15 protein-coding genes are annotated in these 19,779 nt (G+C 46.1%); 13 read left to right on the plus strand and 2 right to left on the minus strand.

Annotation, left to right across the window (positions count from 1 at the left end; all coding sequences use genetic code 11):
- The first annotated feature begins 3 nt into the window (after positions 1-3).
- The 11 genes from DW182_RS10760 to DW182_RS10810 all read left to right on the plus strand — a co-directional run bounded on the left by DW182_RS10760 (position 4) and on the right by DW182_RS10810 (position 10,814).
- Positions 4-387, plus strand: coding sequence for a hypothetical protein (locus DW182_RS10760; protein ID WP_171032182.1), 384 nt, complete (start codon positions 4-6; stop codon positions 385-387).
- A gap of 112 nt (positions 388-499) precedes the next feature.
- Positions 500-850 carry an NADH-quinone oxidoreductase subunit A gene (locus DW182_RS10765; protein WP_007666958.1) on the plus strand — a complete coding sequence of 117 codons (351 nt, stop codon included), beginning with the start codon at positions 500-502 and terminating at the stop codon, positions 848-850.
- Positions 841-1,440, plus strand: coding sequence for an NADH-quinone oxidoreductase subunit B (locus tag DW182_RS10770; RefSeq protein ID WP_044532517.1), 600 nt, complete (start codon positions 841-843; stop codon positions 1,438-1,440). Before DW182_RS10765 ends, DW182_RS10770 begins: the two co-directional genes overlap by 10 nt.
- Before the next feature lie 7 nt (positions 1,441-1,447).
- Complete coding sequence (locus tag DW182_RS10775; RefSeq protein WP_115502668.1) at positions 1,448-3,040, plus strand: NADH-quinone oxidoreductase subunit D; 1,593 nt, start codon at positions 1,448-1,450, stop codon at positions 3,038-3,040.
- Between the two features lie 172 nt (positions 3,041-3,212).
- A complete protein-coding gene (nuoH, locus tag DW182_RS10780) occupies positions 3,213-4,289 on the plus strand; it encodes an NADH-quinone oxidoreductase subunit NuoH (RefSeq protein ID WP_007666963.1) in 1,077 nt (358 codons plus the stop codon).
- Between the two features lie 55 nt (positions 4,290-4,344).
- Entirely contained in the window at positions 4,345-4,857 is a 513-nt protein-coding gene (locus tag DW182_RS10785; RefSeq protein ID WP_007666966.1) for a 4Fe-4S binding protein, read from the plus strand.
- Positions 4,858-4,887: 30 nt separating this feature from the next.
- Positions 4,888-5,403 (plus strand): NADH-quinone oxidoreductase subunit J, encoded by a 516-nt coding sequence (locus tag DW182_RS10790; protein ID WP_007666969.1) that lies wholly within the window; start codon positions 4,888-4,890, stop codon positions 5,401-5,403.
- A 12-nt stretch (positions 5,404-5,415) separates the two neighbouring features.
- The gene (gene nuoK, locus DW182_RS10795; protein WP_021968081.1) at positions 5,416-5,724 is read left to right on the plus strand and encodes an NADH-quinone oxidoreductase subunit NuoK; all 309 of its coding nucleotides are present in this window, start codon (positions 5,416-5,418) and stop codon (positions 5,722-5,724) included.
- Positions 5,725-5,817: 93 nt separating this feature from the next.
- Positions 5,818-7,749 (plus strand): NADH-quinone oxidoreductase subunit L, encoded by a 1,932-nt coding sequence (gene nuoL, locus DW182_RS10800; RefSeq protein WP_118295509.1) that lies wholly within the window; start codon positions 5,818-5,820, stop codon positions 7,747-7,749.
- A 48-nt stretch (positions 7,750-7,797) separates the two neighbouring features.
- On the plus strand, positions 7,798-9,276 hold the full coding sequence (locus tag DW182_RS10805; RefSeq protein ID WP_044534197.1) for a NuoM family protein: 1,479 nt from the start codon (positions 7,798-7,800) through the stop codon (positions 9,274-9,276).
- A gap of 95 nt (positions 9,277-9,371) precedes the next feature.
- Positions 9,372-10,814, plus strand: a complete 1,443-nt coding sequence (locus tag DW182_RS10810) for an NADH-quinone oxidoreductase subunit N (protein ID WP_115502671.1) — start codon at positions 9,372-9,374, stop codon at positions 10,812-10,814.
- Between the two features lie 96 nt (positions 10,815-10,910).
- On the opposite strand, the gene DW182_RS10815 is transcribed toward DW182_RS10810, so the two are convergent.
- Positions 10,911-13,697 (minus strand): ATP-binding protein, encoded by a 2,787-nt coding sequence (locus DW182_RS10815; protein WP_118295510.1) that lies wholly within the window; start codon positions 13,695-13,697, stop codon positions 10,911-10,913.
- Positions 13,698-13,937: 240 nt separating this feature from the next.
- Between DW182_RS10815 and DW182_RS10820 the strand changes: the two genes are divergently transcribed.
- Both DW182_RS10820 and DW182_RS10825 read left to right on the plus strand, forming a co-directional pair.
- Positions 13,938-16,742 carry a TonB-dependent receptor gene (locus DW182_RS10820; RefSeq protein ID WP_118295511.1) on the plus strand — a complete coding sequence of 935 codons (2,805 nt, stop codon included), beginning with the start codon at positions 13,938-13,940 and terminating at the stop codon, positions 16,740-16,742.
- Positions 16,743-16,818: 76 nt separating this feature from the next.
- The gene (locus DW182_RS10825) at positions 16,819-18,321 is read left to right on the plus strand and encodes a hypothetical protein (RefSeq protein ID WP_117707284.1); all 1,503 of its coding nucleotides are present in this window, start codon (positions 16,819-16,821) and stop codon (positions 18,319-18,321) included.
- Between the two features lie 204 nt (positions 18,322-18,525).
- On the opposite strand, the gene DW182_RS10830 is transcribed toward DW182_RS10825, so the two are convergent.
- A complete protein-coding gene (locus DW182_RS10830; protein WP_118295512.1) occupies positions 18,526-19,779 on the minus strand; it encodes a mechanosensitive ion channel family protein in 1,254 nt (417 codons plus the stop codon).

Here is a 19,779-nt window from a genome sequence, read left to right on the forward strand (position 1 = left end):
TGTATGAGACAGTGCATAAAATACTTCATGATAGTCTTGCTCGGCGTATTATTATACGACGGCGTCGCACAGGCGGCAGGTATATCATGCACCTTCATACACAATGATGAAGAACGTTGCATCTTATCTCAGGCTCCTACTACTACCCATAAACAAGATATCCGTAGCATATTATATGACCACTTTTCGTCCATACCTTTATATATGGATAATGTGGACAGCACGCAAGTACCCGGTAACAAAAGTGTCTTGCTGTTGCTGAGTTATTTTCGAATGTGTTGGCTGTCCGATTCTTCGGTCGGTGATTCGCTGCTACATACTTCTTTCTACCCTGTACCCGACCCGCTTTCTTACTATGTATTCGGGCTGAGAAAGATAATCATTTGATAAAAAGTCAGGTAGGCTCTATCGCTTGCCAAAGTCAGTCGAAGGTAATTCAGAGGTATTACTTATTTCGACCAACTATCCTATTATATACATCTAAAAGTTAATTAGATTTATGAACTTTACTTTGTTAGTAGTCGTCTTGCTGACGGCAATTGCTTTCGTGGGTATTGTTATCGCATTGTCAAAAGCGATATCACCCCGTTCGTACAATCCACAGAAGATGGAAGCGTACGAGTGCGGTATCCCTACCCGTGGTAAATCATGGATGCAATTCCGGGTAGGTTACTATCTGTTTGCCATCCTGTTCCTGATGTTTGATGTGGAAACAGTATTCCTGTTCCCATGGGCAGTTATTGCCCGTGATCTGGGAATAGCAGGGTTACTCAGTATCTTATTTTTCTTACTAATCCTTGTATTGGGACTTGCCTATGCATGGCGGAAAGGAGCATTGGAATGGAAATAAAGAAAAAACCCAAAATAAAATCTATTCCGTATGGAGAATTTACGGATAATGAAACGTTGGAGAAACTCGTTCGCGAACTTAATGCCGGAGGCGCAAACGTCGCTCTCGGAGTATTGGACGATTTCATCAACTGGGGACGCAGCAATTCGCTGTGGCCGCTTACGTTTGCAACAAGTTGTTGCGGTATCGAGTTCATGGCACTGGGTGCCGCGCGCTATGACATGGCGCGTTTCGGATTTGAAGTAGCCCGTGCCAGTCCTCGACAGGCAGATATGATTATGGTATGCGGAACCATTACCAATAAGATGGCGCCTGTACTAAAACGCTTGTACGACCAGATGCCGGATCCTAAATATGTGGTTGCTGTAGGTGGATGTGCTGTTAGTGGAGGACCGTTTAAGAAGTCATACCACGTAGTCAATGGGGTAGATAAAATTCTACCGGTGGATGTGTACATTCCTGGATGCCCTCCCCGCCCGGAAGCATTCTACTATGGTATGATGCAATTGCAACGCAAAGTGAAAATTGAAAAATTCTTCGGTGGAGTAAACAGAAAAGAGCCCAAACCGAAAGAGGAGACAGAAAAATAATCAGAATATGGATAATATACGATTTATAGAACCTGCGGACTTACACGCTGAAATGCTCCGTCTGTACCGCGAAGAGCAGATGGACTTCCTAAAGTGCCTTAGCGGTATGGACTGGGGAGAGCCCGCCGATGGAGATGCACCGGATGCTCCACGCGGACTGGGTGTTGTCTACCTGCTGGAATCCACCGCTACCGGTAAGCAAGCAGCAGTGCGTACTGCTACCTTGGACCGCAAGAATCCTGAATTACCCAGTGTCAGCGACATTTGGAAAGCAGCGGACTTCAATGAACGTGAAGTATATGACTTCTATGGCATTGTCTTCATAGGACACCCTGATATGCGTCGTCTCTACCTGCGTAATGACTGGGTAGGTTACCCGATGCGTAAGGATAACGATCCGGAAAAGGACAACCCATTGCGCATGGACAATGAAGAAACTATCGATACCACTATTGAGTTGAAACTGAATCCGGATGGTACCGTGAGAAATAAAGAGCTGGTGCTCTTTGGTGACGAGGAATACGTTGTGAACATCGGCCCCCAACACCCAGCTACACATGGCGTAATGCGTTTCCGTGTATCACTGGAAGGTGAAACGATCGATAAGATAGATGCTAACTGTGGTTACATCCACCGGGGTATTGAAAAGATGTGCGAAAGCCTTACTTATCCTCAAACCTTGGCATTGACCGACCGCTTGGATTATCTGGGTGCACACCAGAATCGCCATGCCCTGTGTATGTGTATTGAGCAGGCAATGGGTATAGAAGTGAGTGACCGTGTGAAGTACATCCGCACCATTATGGATGAATTACAACGTATCGACTCTCACTTGTTGTTCTATTCTTGTCTGGCAATGGACCTCGGTGCCCTTACCGCTTTCTTCTACGGCTTCCGTGATCGTGAAAAAATACTCGACATCTTTGAGGAAACTTGTGGTGGACGCCTCATCATGAACTACAACACCATCGGTGGCGTACAGGCTGACCTGCATCCCAACTTCCAGAAGCGGGTGAAAGAGTTCATCCCCTATCTGCGTGGAATCATCCACGAGTATCACCAGGTATTCACCGGCAACATTATCGCACAACAACGTCTGAAAGGCGTAGGAGTGCTGAGCCGTGAAGACGCTATCGCCTTCGGAGCCACAGGCGGCACAGGACGTGCCAGTGGCTGGGCTTGTGATGTGCGCAAGCGCCAACCTTATGGAGTATACGACAAAGTAGATTTCAAAGAAATCGTCTATACCGAAGGAGACTCCTGGGCACGTTACATGGTTCGTATGGATGAAATCATGGAAAGTATGAATATCCTTGAGCAACTCATCGACAACATTCCCGAAGGTCCGTATCAGGAAAAGATGAAACCTATTATCCGCGTACCGGAAGGGCAGTATTATGCTGCTGTAGAGGGAAGCCGTGGTGAGTTTGGTGTCTTTCTGGAGAGCCATGGTGACAAAACTCCGTACCGCTTGCATTTCCGTTCAACAGGATTACCATTGGTAAGTACCGTAGACACCATCTGCCGCGGATCGAAGATTGCCGACCTGATAGCTATCGGGGGAACACTGGATTATGTAGTGCCGGATATTGACAGGTAGTGTAAATGAAGAATGAAGAATTAAGAATGAAGAATTAAAGAATGCAACAGTACAGCATAATTTTCTTCCTCTTAATTCGTAAGTCTGATAAATAATTAAATCAAAGAATGAATACGCCATCACCCGCATGGTAATTCTTCATTCTTCATTATTAATTCTTAATTTAAATAACGTGTTTGACTTTAGTATAGTAACCAACTGGATACACCAGACGCTGACTTCCGTCATGCCGGAAGGTCTGGCAATATTCCTCGAATGTGTAGTGATAGGCGTGTGCATCATCCTGATGTATGCCGTGCTCGCCATCATTCTTATTTATATGGAGCGCAAGATATGCGCTTTCTTCCAATGCCGCCTCGGTCCGAACCGTGTGGGTAAATGGGGTAGCATTCAAGTCATTTGTGACGTATTGAAGATGCTGACCAAAGAGATATTCACCCCCAAGGATGCCGACCGCTTTCTCTATAATCTGGCACCGTTCATGGTGATCATTGCTTCGTTCCTGACCTTTGCATGCCTGCCTATTAATAAAGGTATGGAAGTACTGAACTTCAATGTAGGCGTATTCTTCCTGCTGGCTGCTTCCAGTATAGGCGTATTAGGTATTCTATTGGCAGGATGGGGGTCGAACAATAAGTTCTCGCTCATCGGCGCGATGCGAAGCGGAGCACAGATTATCTCGTATGAGTTGTCTGTGGGACTAAGCATACTGACCATGGTAGTACTGATGGGAACCATGCAGTTCTCTGAAATTGTAGAAGGCCAAGCAGATGGATGGTTCATCTTCAAGGGACACATCCCTGCAGTAATTGCATTCGTTATCTATCTGATAGCTGGAAACGCAGAATGTAACCGCGGTCCGTTCGACTTACCGGAAGCAGAAAGTGAATTGACAGCAGGATACCACACCGAATATAGCGGTATGCACTTCGGTTTCTTCTACCTGGCCGAATATCTGAACCTGTTTATTGTAGCCAGCGTAGCTGCCACCATCTTCCTGGGCGGCTGGATGCCATTCCATATCGTAGGACTGGACGGCTTCAATGCTATAATGGATTATATTCCGGGCTTCATCTGGTTCTTTGGTAAAGCTTTCTTTGTAGTATTCCTGCTGATGTGGATTAAGTGGACATTTCCCCGCTTGCGTATCGACCAGATATTGGCACTGGAATGGAAGTACCTGGTACCGATTTCAATGCTGAACCTGATCATCATGGTACTGATTGTTGTATTTAAACTGCACTTCTAGCCGGCGTAGCGTCGGAGCAAAGTTTCCCTTTGGGTAAATTAAATATAAAGAGATAATGAAAGATAAGAACGAAACATACAGTTATTTAGGCGGATTGATGCATGGCATCGGTTCTTTGCTGACAGGTATGAAAACTACCATGACTGTTTTTTGCCGCCGGAAAGTAACGGAACAATATCCGGAAAACCGTGCGACCCTGGAAATGTTCGACCGTTTCCGCGGAACGCTGACCATGCCCCACAATGAGCGGAACGAACATCACTGTATAGCATGTGGACTATGTCAGATAGCATGCCCCAACGACACTATCAAAGTAACCAGTGAAATGATAGAGACTGAGGACGGCAAGAAAAAGAAGATTTTGGCGAAGTATGAATACGATCTCGGTTCATGCATGTTTTGCCAACTTTGCGTTACAGCTTGTCCGCACGGTGCAATTACGTTTGCTACCGACTTTGAACATGCAGTATTCGACCGTACAAAGCTGGTGAAGACGCTTAACCATCCGGGCAGTCACGTAGAAGAGAAAAAGAAACCCGCTGCTCCCCAAAGTGAAGCAACAAAGTAATTTGAAACTAAGTAATTTGAATTCAAGAATATGGAAATAACCCTTGAAACCGTAGTATTCTACTTTCTGGCAGTGTTCATCACCGTGTGTTCTATTCTCACAGTGACCACACGCCGCATGGTACGCTCGGCAACGTATCTGCTGTTTACGCTTTTCGGCACGGCAGGCATCTACTTCCTGTTAGGTTACACCTTCCTGGGATCAGTACAAATCATGGTTTATGCCGGCGGTATTGTGGTGCTCTACGTCTTCTCCATCCTGCTAACCAGTGGTGAAGGAGACCGTACTATCGACAAATTAAAACGTAGCAAACTGATGGCCGGTCTGGGCGCAACCGTAGGTGGCGCCATCATCGTATTGTTCATCACACTGAAACATAAGTTTATAGTAACCACGGATCTTGCACCGTTGGAAATCAACATCAAGACTATCGGCCATTCTATGTTGAGCAGTGACAAATATGGTTATCTGCTTCCTTTCGAGGCAGTCAGCATCTTGTTGCTGGCATGTATCGTAGGTGGCCTGGTAATTGCACGTAAACGATAAAAACAATTGATTATGATACACATGGAATATTATCTGATAGTTTCGGCTATCATGTTTTTCGCCGGTATTTACGGGTTCTTCACCCGCCGCAACACGCTGGCGATACTTATCAGCATCGAGTTGATACTGAATGCTACGGATATCAACTTCGCAGTATTCAACCGTTTCCTTTTCCCCGACGGAATGGAAGGGTATTTCTTTGCCCTGTTTTCCATTGCCATCTCGGCAGCCGAAACGGCAGTAGCTATCGCGATTATGATCAATATCTATCGTAATATACGAAGCATCCAGGTCGGCAAGCTGGACGAAATGAAGTGGTAACAATTAAATATTAAATATTAGGTATTAATTAGCTGCGCTGTGATGCTGCATAGAATTAATATTTAATATCTAAAACCTAATAATTAGATAAATATGGAATATACAATTCTAATCCTGCTCCTCCCCTTGCTCTCCTTCCTCACGTTGGGGATTGGCGGCAAATGGATGACGCACCGGACGGCAGGCATCATCGGTACCACGGTACTGGCTGTGGTGACCCTGCTGAGCTACGCCACTGCCTGGCAATATTTCTCCGCTCCACGTCTGGCGGATGGTACCTTCGCCACACTTATGCCTTATAATGTAACGTGGCTGCCTTTCACCCCAACGCTGAGTATCGACTTGGGTATCCTGCTCGATCCTATTTCAGTAATGATGCTCATCGTTATCTCTACCGTATCGCTGATGGTACATGTCTACTCTTTCGGCTACATGAAAGGTGAACGTGGATTCCAACGTTATTATGCATTCCTCAGCCTCTTCACCATGTCCATGCTGGGCTTGGTAGTGGCTACCAATATCTTCCAGATGTATCTGTTCTGGGAGTTGGTGGGTGTTTCGTCTTATCTGCTCATCGGTTTCTACTATACGAAGCCATCTGCCATTGCCGCAAGCAAAAAGGCGTTCATCGTCACCCGCTTTGCCGACCTGGGTTTCCTGATCGGTATCCTCGTGTACGGTTACTATACCGGAACCTATACTTTCCAACCCAGTGAAATGGCATTACTGAAAGGCGGTGCAACAATGATACCTCTGGCACTGGGACTTATGTTTATCGGTGGCGCCGGTAAGAGTGCAATGTTCCCATTGCATATCTGGCTGCCGGATGCTATGGAAGGCCCGACACCTGTCAGTGCATTGATCCATGCAGCAACGATGGTAGTAGCCGGAGTTTATCTTGTGGCACGAATGTTCCCGTTGTTCATCGGTTATGCACCGGATTTGCTGCATCTGGTAGCTTACGTCGGAGCGTTCACTGCATTCTATGCTGCTTCGGTAGCTTGTGTGCAGAGTGATATCAAGCGTGTATTAGCATTCTCTACTATTTCACAAATTGGCTTTATGATGGTGGCACTGGGAGTTTGTACTTCTGCCGATCCACATCACGGTGGCCTAGGTTATATGGCGGGAATGTTCCATCTGTTTACACACGCCATGTTCAAGGCATTGCTCTTCCTCGGCGCAGGTAGCATTATCCATGCAGTACACAGCAATGAAATGTCCGCTATGGGTGGGCTACGTAAATATATGCCTGTAACACATATCACATTCCTGATTGCATGTCTTGCCATCGCAGGTATTCCTCCGTTCTCCGGATTCTTCTCTAAAGACGAAATACTGACTGCATGCTTCCAGTTCAGTCCTGCTATGGGTTGGATTATGACAGCAATTGCCGCTATGACGGCATTCTATATGTTCCGCCTCTACTATGGTATCTTCTGGGGGGGCGTAGCGCCCCGGCAAGAGTCGCCGAGCGATGAAAGCCACACGCCGCATGGAAACTTGGCTGGGGTGCCTCACCCTCACGAAAGCCCGCTGGCTATGACTATTCCGTTGATGTTCCTTGCTGTTGTAACCATTGTGGCAGGTTTCATCCCCTTCGGTAAGTTCATCAGCTCCAACGGTACAGCTTACGAAATACATCTCGATTGGACAGTAGCAGGCACCAGCATCGCCATAGCTGTTATCTCCATTGCGATTGCTACAGCTATGTATGCACGGGCCAAACAACCCGTTGCCAATGCTCTTGCCCGCCGCTTCCGCGGATTATGGACAGCCGCTTATCACCGATTCTATATCGATGAAATATATCAGTTTATCACTCACAAGATTATTTTCGGTTGCATCTCCCGTCCCATTGCCTGGTTCGATCGCCATGTAATAGATGGCTTCTTCAACTTCCTTGCCTGGAGTGCCAATGCCACCAGTGATGAGATACGCGGTTTGCAAAGCGGACAGATCCAGCAATACACTTACGTATTCCTGTTAGGTACGCTGGCGCTGATATTGCTGTTGCTGCTATAGTAGAGAAATGTTAATCGTAATTCGTAAATAGTAAAACGTAATATAAAGATGAACATATTAAGTATTTTTGTTCTCATCCCTCTGTTGATGTTGCTTGGTCTCTGGCTAAGCCGTAACATCAAGCAGATACGCACGGTGATGGTCGTAGGTGCATCAGCATTGGTGCTGGCTGCCGTAGGCCTGACCATTGCTTACTTGCAAGCCCGTGCCGCCGGAGACACAGCCGAAATGCTGTTCCGTGCAGATGTACCTTGGTATCCGGCACTCAATATACATTACTCCGTGGGAGTAGACGGCATTTCAGTAGCCATGTTGCTGCTTTCCGCCATCATTGTCTTCACCGGTACTTTCGCCTCTTGGCGTTTGCAACCGCTGACAAAAGAATATTTCCTTTGGTTCACCCTGCTTTCCCTGGGTGTATTCGGCTTCTTCATTTCTACGGACTTGTTCACCATGTTCATGTTCTATGAGGTAGCGCTCATTCCTATGTACCTGCTCATCGGTGTATGGGGCAGTGGACGAAAGGAATACTCTGCCATGAAACTGACATTGATGTTAATGGGTGGTTCTGCATTCTTGCTGATTGGTATCCTGGGGATCTACTTCGGTTCCGGTGCCACCAGTATGAACTTGCTGGAGATTGCCCAATTGCATAATATTCCTATCGAACAACAACGTATCTGGTTCCCGCTCACCTTCCTCGGTTTCGGTGTACTCGGTGCATTATTCCCGTTCCATACATGGAGCCCCGACGGTCACGCCTCTGCGCCTACGGCTGTAAGTATGCTCCATGCAGGTGTACTGATGAAACTCGGAGGTTATGGTTGCTTCCGTATCGCCATGTATCTGATGCCTGAAGCTGCCCAGGAACTTGGATGGATCTTCCTGATTCTGACTGGTATATCCGTAGTTTACGGTGCTTTCTCTGCTTGTGTACAGACGGACTTGAAGTATATCAACGCATACTCTTCCGTATCTCACTGCGGTCTCGTACTCTTCGCCATCCTGATGATGAACCAGACTGCTTGTACCGGTGCTGTCCTGCAAATGCTCAGCCACGGATTAATGACTGCCCTGTTCTTTGCCCTTATCGGTATGATATACGGTCGCACTCATACCCGTGACGTACGCGAGCTCTCCGGTTTGATGAAGATTATGCCTTTCCTGGCTGTCTGCTATGTGATTGCCGGACTTGCTAACCTCGGACTTCCGGGACTCAGCGGTTTCGTTGCCGAAATGACTATCTTCAACGGTGCATTCCAGCATGTGGATGTCTTCCACCGTACGTGGACGATTATTGCCTGCACCAGTATCGTAATCACTGCAGTCTATATACTTAGACTCGTTGGCAAGATCCTCTATGGCACTTGTACTAACAAGCATCACCTGACATTAACCGACGCTACCTGGGATGAACGCACCGCCGTTATCATACTCATCGTTTGCGTTGCAGGTCTCGGTCTTGCTCCGTTATGGATCAGCAATATGATTGGAGACAGTGTGCTACCGGTAGTCAGCGCATTTTAATGAAGAACTAATAATGAAGAATGAAGAATTACCGCACGGCATCATAGCACAGCAAAATTCTTCATTCTTAATTCTTAATTATTAATTTAACAGATATGGATTATTCCCAATTCCTCATTCTCAAAGAAGAGCTTTCGCTGATAGCGGTCATCGTTATCCTCTTCGTAGCCGACCTTTTTATGAGCCCTGATGCACATAAAAAGGATGGTAACCCACGACTCAACACCATGTTGCCCGTCGTGTTGCTCACGATACACACGCTGATTACGATCATACCCGGTCCGGCTGCCGATGCTTTCGGTGGTATGTACCATAATGCGCCAATACAAAGTATTGTGAAGTCTATACTCAGTGTTGGTACGCTTATCGTCTTCCTGATGGCACACGAATGGCTGAAACTTCCGGATACAGTAATCAAACAAGGTGAATTCTATATGTTGACACTCTGCACACTGTTGGGTATGTATTTCATGATTTCTGCAGGACACTTCCTGATGTTCTTCATCGGATTGGAAACAGCAAGTATCCCAATGGCTGCGCTGGTTGCTTTTGATAAGTATCGCCACCACTCTGCTGAAGCCGGTGCCAAATACATTCTTACCGCACTCTTCTCAAGCGGACTGTTGCTATATGGTATTTCGCTTATTTACGGTACGGTGGGGACCCTTTACTTTGATGATGTTCCGGCTCATCTAAACGGTAACGCTTTGCAGATAATGGCATTCGTATTCTTCTTCTCCGGTATGGGATTCAAGCTCTCGCTCGTTCCCTTCCACCTCTGGACAGCCGACGTATATGAAGGTGCTCCGAGTGTGGTAACTGCTTACCTGAGTGTAATCTCCAAAGGATCAGCTGCTTTCGTACTGCTGACAATTCTGATCAAGACATTTGCTCCGATGATAGATCAGTGGCAGGAAGTACTTTACTGGGTTATCATAGCCTCTATCACCCTTGCCAACCTCTTTGCACTACGCCAGGAAAACCTGAAACGCCTGATGGCATTCTCCAGTATCTCGCAAGCAGGTTACATTATGTTGGGTGTCATTGCCGGTACACAACAAGGTATGGCATCATTGGTATATTACGTACTTATTTATATGTTTGCCAACCTCTCTGTATTTGCAGTAATCACGATTATCGCTTTGCGTGCCCACCGATTCACACTCGAAGAGTATAACGGACTGTACAGTACCAATCCCAAGCTGGCGTTCCTTATGACGCTCGCTCTGTTCTCACTGGCAGGTATTCCTCCGTTTGCAGGCTTCTTCTCGAAGTTCTTTATCTTTGCAGCAGCTTTCCAGGGTGGTTTCCATTTGCTGGTATTTATTGCACTGGTAAACACAATTATCTCACTCTATTACTATCTGAAGATTGTAAAATCTATGTATATCAACAAGAGTGATGAGCCTATCGCCACTTTCCGTAGCGATAATTATACGCGTGCAAGCCTTATCATCTGTACGCTCGGTATTATTGTATTGAGCCTTGCGAGCGTGGTTTATCAATCCATCGACAAATTCTCGTTCGGACTGAATTAGTTACGCGCTACAAGCTACGAGTGGCTGCGCTATCACACCGCAAAGTACTCGTAGCTCGTAGCGCGTAGCGCGTAACTTTTGTAGCTCACAGCCGAATTATTCCAACGGTAGGATAAACCAGAATGTCGAACCTTTACCTAACTCACTGTTTACTCCAATCTTACCTCCCAACTGCTCGATGATACTCTTGCTGATGGAAAGTCCCAGTCCTGTGCCCTGCACAAAAGAGTTCAGCTTTATGAAGCGGTCGAATATCTTACGACAAGCTTCGGGAGCAATACCAATGCCAGTGTCTGTCACATATACCCGCAAATGCTTGTCGTCCGGCTTATCGTATCCGATCCGAATGCTGCCCGTGGTAGTGAATTTAATGGCATTATTTATAAAGTTGGAAACCACCTGGTGCAAGCGGTTAGGATCGCTGACGATGACGCATTGCGGCAAGGTTGGCTCAAAAATAAGTTCCACTCCCGGTTTCACTCTCAACTGCATGGAGCGTACAAGATCTCCGCACAAAGTATTAATGTCGAAATCTCTGAACTTAAAATCAAAAGTTCCCGCCTCTATCTTCGACAGATCCAGAATATCTGAAATCAGTTGGAGCAACAATTCATTATTCTCTTCCACCATTTTGGCGTATTCCAGCTTTTCTTCCGGATCTTCCGTCTCCACTAATAAGCTTGAGAAACCGACAATGGCATTCAACGGTGTACGTATCTCATGACTCATATTTGCCAGGAAAGCACTCTTCAGGCGGTCTGCCTCTTCGGCTTTCTCTTTGGCTTCAATCAGCTTTTGTTCCGTTTCCTTCAACTCGGTGATATCATAGTTGACACCGATTAATTCAATCAGTCCATTCTCGGGATCATAGCGGTTGAGTACCACATTCATGCGTACCCAGTTCCATTGATTCAATGTTCCGGGTTTGAGCACACGCATCTCACTTTTGAAACTCGTAGCTTCCCCTCGTTTAGCCTTCTCGAAGAAAGCCAATACACGTACCCTGTCTTGCGGGTGCATTTTATTATAAATTCCTACCACTTCAACCAATGGCGTATCTTCATCTTCACCCATATTCTTATACCATTGCTTGATGGCATATCCATTACGGGTAAGCAGATTCAGTTTGGCATAACCTACCTTGGCATATTCTGAAATCAGCAGGAAGAAGTTCTCAAAATCACGTATCCGGTTGATGGAACTGATACGTTCCGTATTATCTATATTGATAAGCACAAAGCCATTGTTATCGCCTTGGTTATCGTATATCTTACTTACTTTGGTATAAAGTTCTATTCCACCTTTCTTTTCCGATTCATAATAATCGCTCACATTAGAAAATTCATAGTCCTGCGAAAAGTCAAATTCATCTTCTGCCTTCACTCTTTCGCGGATATCAGACGGCACATTCGGGTTCTCATAGAAATTCACTCCAAGCGTACTTGATTTGTCCTTGACCCCGAATATCTCCATATCTTTATTATTAAGATCTATCAGTATCCCATCCTTATTATAAATCTCCACACCGACAGGGATGTTAGAAAAGAGATTTCGCAATAGTTTCTCACTGTGATCCAAAGCCATATACGTACGGCGCATCTCAGTGACATCCATATAGAGACAAACCAACTCATCCGGTTCGGGAGAATAAATAATGCAATGACAAGTCCTCTTTGACTCTTCAAAATATTCGTCCAATTCCCTGTACAAGCCATGCTTGTGTATATCTGCAAGAATCAGAAGTTTGGTTGACAGTTTGTCTGAGGAATAGATTTCCGAAGCAAAACGCCCTTTGTATCTCTCTAAAGGTGAACCGCACAAATCCGCACTAAACTGATTAGCATCTGTGATAAGATAGTCATAAGGTTCTCCTTCTTCGTCGCAAAGAATGGAAAGGCGTACATATCCCATAGGCATATGCTTATAAAGATTGCTCAGGAAATTACGTTCACGGTCGGCCTCATCTCTGGCAAGGCGCAGACTGATACAAATATTAATGATGTCAGCCAAAGAGGAAAACCATTGATAATCTTCATTCGTCCATTTATAGTATCTGTCTACCAAATCAATACCGATATATCCCCACACCCGTTCGGTATTCCGAAGAGGAACCACCATGAGTGACTTTATATTCTGCACAGCAAGTATCTCAGATTCCTGACGGGCCACCCGGGGCAAATCCGATAAAGTATTCAACAGGATAGGCTTGCCCGCCAACATTTGTTTAAGCCACCACTCCATACCATTGGTCGGAATCTGTTGCAACATATCTATTTCAGGGCTGACCCCGTCAGCCACTACCTCGTAAGTACAACTCTGGGTACGATAACCGGCATCATATTCTACTATATAGACACGTCCTCCATGAAAGAGTTCGAGGACATCTTTCAATACTCCTGAAATGACCTCACTCAGATTCTTGTCCTTCAGAAAATTACGTAAGGACTGGGACACAGAATGCTGTCGAAACAACAATTCATTAAACTGTTTCAGAATACCACCGGATTGTTCGTCCGCAGGGATATCAACCAATTGAAGGATACCAAATGCCTTTGGATGTCCATCTTCTGTCAGCCACTTTTCACCCAGACGGGAACGAACCCACACAATGCCTTGTGAAGAGTAGATAGGAAAAGTTTGCTCATATACCTCGATTTCTTCTATCGAAAGGAATTCACGTGTAATGCGGCAACGGTAATCTTCACGAATCAATTGACCAAACTGGCGGAAAGTCAGCGTGTCTCCCTCCAAGCCTAACAAATTACAAACATACTCGGAACAAAGATATTCCCTCGTAATGAAGTCTGCTTCCCACCAGCCTATTTGTCCAACAGATGAAAGGAGCTGAAAATGTTTTGCTTCATGTGATCGATTGCCACTCATACGATTTGTGCTTTTAATATTCTGAATAGCGCAAAGATAATGCTTACTTATTAATTTCTGTCCTATTCCTACTAACAAAAAAAGAAAGTTTAGAACGTTATAGGCTATGAACTGAATAGGTCCGCTTTATCCGTGGTGTCACCAAATTGTAACCTATTTGAGAATCAATCGTATGACATGTGTATTACGGTTGTAATTCCGTTGCCGCATCTTTGCACCGGAAACAAGAAACAATAAAAGATGAGCATGAAACTGGATTTAGGAAAAGTATTTTTCTTTATTTTATTACTGGTACTTTCCACCATGACCGCCCTGGCTGGAAACATCAAAGGAACCGTCCTCGACAAGCAGACGAAAGAGCCGCTGACCGGAGCTACCATACAGATAACCGGGACAGCGCAGGGGGTAGTAGCCGACATCGACGGTAACTATACGCTGAATGTAAAAGACGGTACATACACCATAGCCGTGAGATATATAGGATACAAAGACGTCCTGCTCAACAGTGTAAAAGTTAAGGCCGAAACTGTGCTGAACTTTGAGATGGAGAGTGATGCACAAACGTTAGGCGAAGTCTCCGTCACTGCACAAGCCAAACGGAATAACGAGGTGGCACTCATACAGGAACAGCGCCGCAGCCTCGTAGTACAGAGCGGGGTTTCCGCCCAACAAATAGCTAAAACCCAGGACAGCAATGCCTCGGAAGTCATCCGTCGCGTACCCGGCATCAGCATCATCGACGAAAAGTTTGTAATGGTGCGCGGCCTGTCGCAGCGGTACAATAATGTATGGATGAACGGGAGTGCCGTGCCCAGTTCGGAAGCCGATTCACGCGCCTTTTCATTCGACATCATCCCCAGTTCACAACTGGATAATATGGTAATCGTAAAAAGCCCCGCCCCGGAATATCCCGCAGACTTCACGGGTGGATTCATCCTGATAAATACCAAAGATATGCCCGGCGAAAACAGCTTCAACATATCAGTAGGAGGAGCTATCAATGACCAGACGCACTTCAAAGACTTTCGTAAAGCCAAGGGTAGCAGCATGGACCGGCTCGGCTTCGGAAACGGTTTCCGTAGCTTGGATGCCGGTATGAAAGGCACACTGAACATGTATCCCGGATATGAAACCGGAAACACAGCTCGCATAGATGTATTAAACAATGGTTTCAACAACGACTGGACACTGAAAACCATCAAACCCGTAGGGGACTTAAAATTGAATATGGCATACAACCGCAAGTGGGAAACCGAAAGCGGACGTACCATCGGTATGCTGGCTGCTGTGAATTACAGCAACTCCTATAAGACTTATCTCGATATGGAAAACTCTCTCTATGGCCCTTATGATACCAACAATGACAAATACGTCTATCTGCGGAAAGCAACGGACAACCAGTACAGCAATGATGTCCGCCTCGGTGCCCTGCTGAACCTCATCTTCCAGCCACGCAACAGCAACCATCGCTATGAGTTCAAGAATATCTTCAACCAGATATCCAAAGACCGCTACTCGGAACGTACAGGTTTCAACGCACAACCGGACAACATCAACAACATGGAGTATTACTACTCCAGCCGTACCACTTACAACACCCAGTTCACAGGCAGGCACAACTTTGATGACAGTCGTTTCGACTGGAGTGTGGGTTATGCTTACGCCAACCGTAACCTGCCGGACCGTCGCCTCATTGAACGTACCGACCGCACCAATGAAACCATGGGTATTTACCGTATCAGCCGTGAATTCACCAAACTGGACGAACACATCGGCTCAGCAAATATAAATTATCGCCAGGATTTCCAGTTCGGTGACATCGCCCCTACTTTGAAAGCCGGTGCTTATGGCGAGTACCGTACACGTACCTACAACACCCGCCAGTTCCAGTACGGCTGGCAACCGAATAACAGCCTGCCTAAGGGATTCCAGTTTGACAATGATGTGGCAAACAATATATTGATAGACTCCAACTATGGAATTGACAAACTCTACATGCAGGAAGAAGTGAACTACATGAATAACTATGAGGGCAAAAACACGCAATTGTCCGGTTATGTCGGCATCAACGTTCCGATAGGTTCCTTCAACTTCTACGCCGGAGCACGCTATGAATATGCCCGTCAGGAACTGATCATGAATACCCGCTCGTATGAAGAAAGCCTGCAAAGTACTTTCTATGACTATAAAGACCTGTTCCCTTCCGTCAATGCCACTTACAAACTGAGTGAAAAGCATCAGTTCCGCTTGGCTTACGGTAAATCGGTAAACCGTCCTGAATTTCGTGAACTGTCCACTTCCGTCTATTATGATTTCGACCTGGGAAGCAGTGTCATGGGTAATTCATCCCTGCAGGCAGCTTACATACAGAACGTAGACTTGCGCTACGAATGGTATCCCAGCAATGGTGAGCAAGTTTCCATTGCCCTGTTCTACAAACACTTCGAAAATCCTATTGAATGGACCTACACCATGTCGGGAGGAACTGATCCGGTCTACTCTTACGTCAACGCCAAAGGTGCCAACAACTACGGTATAGAAGTAGATATCCGCAAGAATCTCGACTTCATCGGTATGCGTAATTTCAGTTTCTCATTCAATGGCGCATGGATCAAGAGCAAAGTACAGTTTAAAGAAGGTGGCAATAATATAGACCGTCCCATGCAGGGGCAATCGCCTTACCTCATCAACACGGGTCTCTTCTATAACAATCCGGATAAGGGATGGAACGCCGCCGTACTCTACAACCGTATCGGAAAACGTATCATCGGTGTAGGCAACCGCTACGGCAGTTCTTCCGAAGGTGATGCACGCAACATACCAAACTCTTACGAAATGCCGCGCAACAGCATCGACCTTTCGGCAAGCAAAAAGTTTGGCAAACTGGAAATTAAAGCTACCGTACGTGACTTGCTGGCCGAACGCTACTACTTCAAACAGTTTGAAGACGTCACCGTAAACGGACAAGCCCGCACCATTGAAGAGGTGACCCGCAGTTACAAACCGGGAAGAAGCTACAACCTGGCCATAGCCTATAGCTTCTGATATTTCACCCTTTCAGTTTATAAAGTACTAACAAAACCTGAACATAAAGAAGTTTAATTCCCAAATTAAGAAAAGTATGAAAATGAAAATTAAGAAGTTTGGCTGGATCATTATGATGTGTACAGCCATTGCAATTGGAAATGTGATGTCTTCCTGTTCTGACGACACCAATGGAGAGAATGGTGGGAACGGAGGAAATGGAAGTACAGACCCCGAAGTGACTTATGATGGCACAACAGCCTACAGCAAAGGTGTACTGTTCAATAATGGAACAGAACTGGGCAATGGCGATCAACACTTCGTATTCACCGGCGATGTAACTCTGGAAAAAGGAACCTATCTGCTGAAAGGCTGGGTATACGTAGCCGATGGCGCTAAACTGAGGATTCCCGCAGGCACTATTATCAAGGGTGACAAACAGACAATGGCGAGTCTTATTATAGAACCGGGTGGATATGTAGAAATGAAAGGAACCAAGGAAGCCCCTATTGTCATGACTTCCGAGGAAGCTCCCGGACAGCGCAGACCGGGTGACTGGGGTGGTTTAATCATTTGCGGTAAAGCCAAAAACAACCAGGGTACACAGCAAATAGAAGGCGGACCGCGCACCATACACGGAGGCAGCAATGATGCCGACAATTCCGGTATCTTCCAGTATATCCGCGTGGAGTTTGCAGGTTATCCCTTTGAAACAGACAAAGAGATCAACGGCATTACATTCGGCTCCGTGGGTAGTGGTACCACCATCGACCACTTACAGGTATCGTACTCTAACGACGACTCTTTCGAATGGTTCGGCGGTGCAGTGAACTGCAAATATCTGGTAGCTTATAAAGGCTGGGACGATGAATTCGATACGGACAACGGCTTCAGCGGAACTGTACAATACTGCCTGTCTATCCGTGACCCGCGCATTGCCGACACCTCGCAATCCAATGGTTTCGAAAGCGATAACAACGGAACAGGTGCAGACATCGCTCCATTCACAACTGCAACATTCAAGAATGTAACGTTCATCGGCCCGATGGCTGCCAAGAACACTGATTTCCTGAACACTTCCGAATACATCACTGCCGGTGACATGTACCCGGATAATAAATCCAAGCTGGGTCTGTTCCAGTCCGCCATGCAGATACGTCGCAGCAGTAAGCTGAGCTGCGAAAATACATTGGCAGTAGGTTATCCTATCGGTCTGATTGTGGATGGCGAAAAAGGAAACACGGTTCAATATTCTAAAAACGGCGATTTCCATCTGAAGAATATCATCTTTGCCGGTATGGGTGTAGTTGGCTCGGACAATAATAAGAAATACGAAGACTATCTCTACAACAGAGAAACCGGAACGTATGATGAAAGCCAGGTTTCTTATTCACACACTTTCTTCAAGAGTGAGGCTTCGAACAAAGTAATGACTGAGGCTGAACTGGGATTGGCTGACCCGATGAATACCGGTCAGAATTACTGCCCCGCTACGGCTATCATGGGAACTGACGGAAACTATATCGGTGCTTTCCGCGACACGAATGATAATTGGCTGGAAGGCTGGACGAACTTCGACCCACAAAACACAGTATATTAATCACTCATTGAAATACACACGCCGAAGCTAAGCTTCTACAAAAGCAACGCCGGACAGTTCTTTTTGAACTTGTCCGGCGTTAATTTAACGCCCGCCTCATCGTATTGAGGGTTTCTTCCCATTGTATTGAGGGGCTTCCTCATCGCATTGAAGGGGTCTTCCCGTCGCATTGAGAATAACCTGAGAGTTCAAGAGCCTTTCATCTCAACCAAGCCTTTCACGGAAATCTTCACCGGACGGTGACTGGAATACGTGCAGATCAAACTCTGAAATGATAGCCAGCAGATGGTCGAAAACGTCGGACTGCAAGTCCTCGTATGGTATCCAGGACGTGGTTGCAGAAAAGAAATACAGTTCCAACGGTATACCGTGGTCGGTAGGTTGAAGCTGACGCACCATACAGGTCATATCATGATTTACACCCGGATGGCTCTTCAAGTAGCAATTCAGGTAAGCACGGAAGACACCGAGATTCGTCTGGCGACGCCCGTTCACAAGGATGGAGTTGTCGATATGATGTTCTTCATTATACTCCTTTATCACTTGTTCCGTCTGTTCAACGTAGTTTGCCAAGAGCTGTATCTTGCGATACTTTGCCAACATTTCGGGAGTACAGAACCGAACACTGTTCATATCGATATTGATAGAACGCTTGATGCGGCGTCCGCCACTCTCCTGCATACCACGCCAGTTCTGGAAAGAGTCGCTTACGAGCAGGTAAGGAGGAATGGTAGTGATGGTCTTGTCGAAATTGCGCACCTTCACCGTGTTCAATGATACTTCTATTACGTCACCATCCGCTCCATACTTAGGCATGGTAATCCAGTCTCCCACTTTCAGCATATTGTTGGCAGAAAGTTGCACACCGGAAACAAAGCCCATGATACTGTCTTTGAACACTAACATCAACACGGCAGCCGAAGCTCCCAGACCGGTGAGCAATACACCGGGTGAGCGGTCAATCAGTATGCTGACGACGATGATGCCCCCGACAAAATAAAGAATTACCTGCACAGTCTGCAAAAGTCCCTTCAGAGGGCGGTCGCGAAACTGTTCCTTCTCGCTATATACGGTATAAACCGCAGTAAGCAAAGCGCTGATAAAGCTAAGAAACATTATAATAATAAAGATGAGGCAGAAACGCATAATAAGCGCCAACGTTGCCGATCCCGCATCGGAAAAAGCCAGGGGCAGCAGGATATAAATAAGAATAGGTGCCACCATGCGGCTAAGGTGCACCATCACCTTCCGGTCGAAAACAATATCATCCCAGGTAGCTTTTGTTTGTTTTACCAAACGCGAAACAACTTTCAGCAAGATTTTCCGGCAAATGGAATCTGCCAGATAAGCCACCAGGAGAACTCCCAGAAATGCTATAAATTGATCTAACTGGTCGGCCAATGACTGGCTGAAACCTAAAGTCTGAAGTCCTTCATTAATTTGTTGTACAATGCTCAT

Source organism: Bacteroides sp. AM16-24 (genome assembly GCF_003471885.1).
GTDB lineage: Bacteria > Bacteroidota > Bacteroidia > Bacteroidales > Bacteroidaceae > Bacteroides.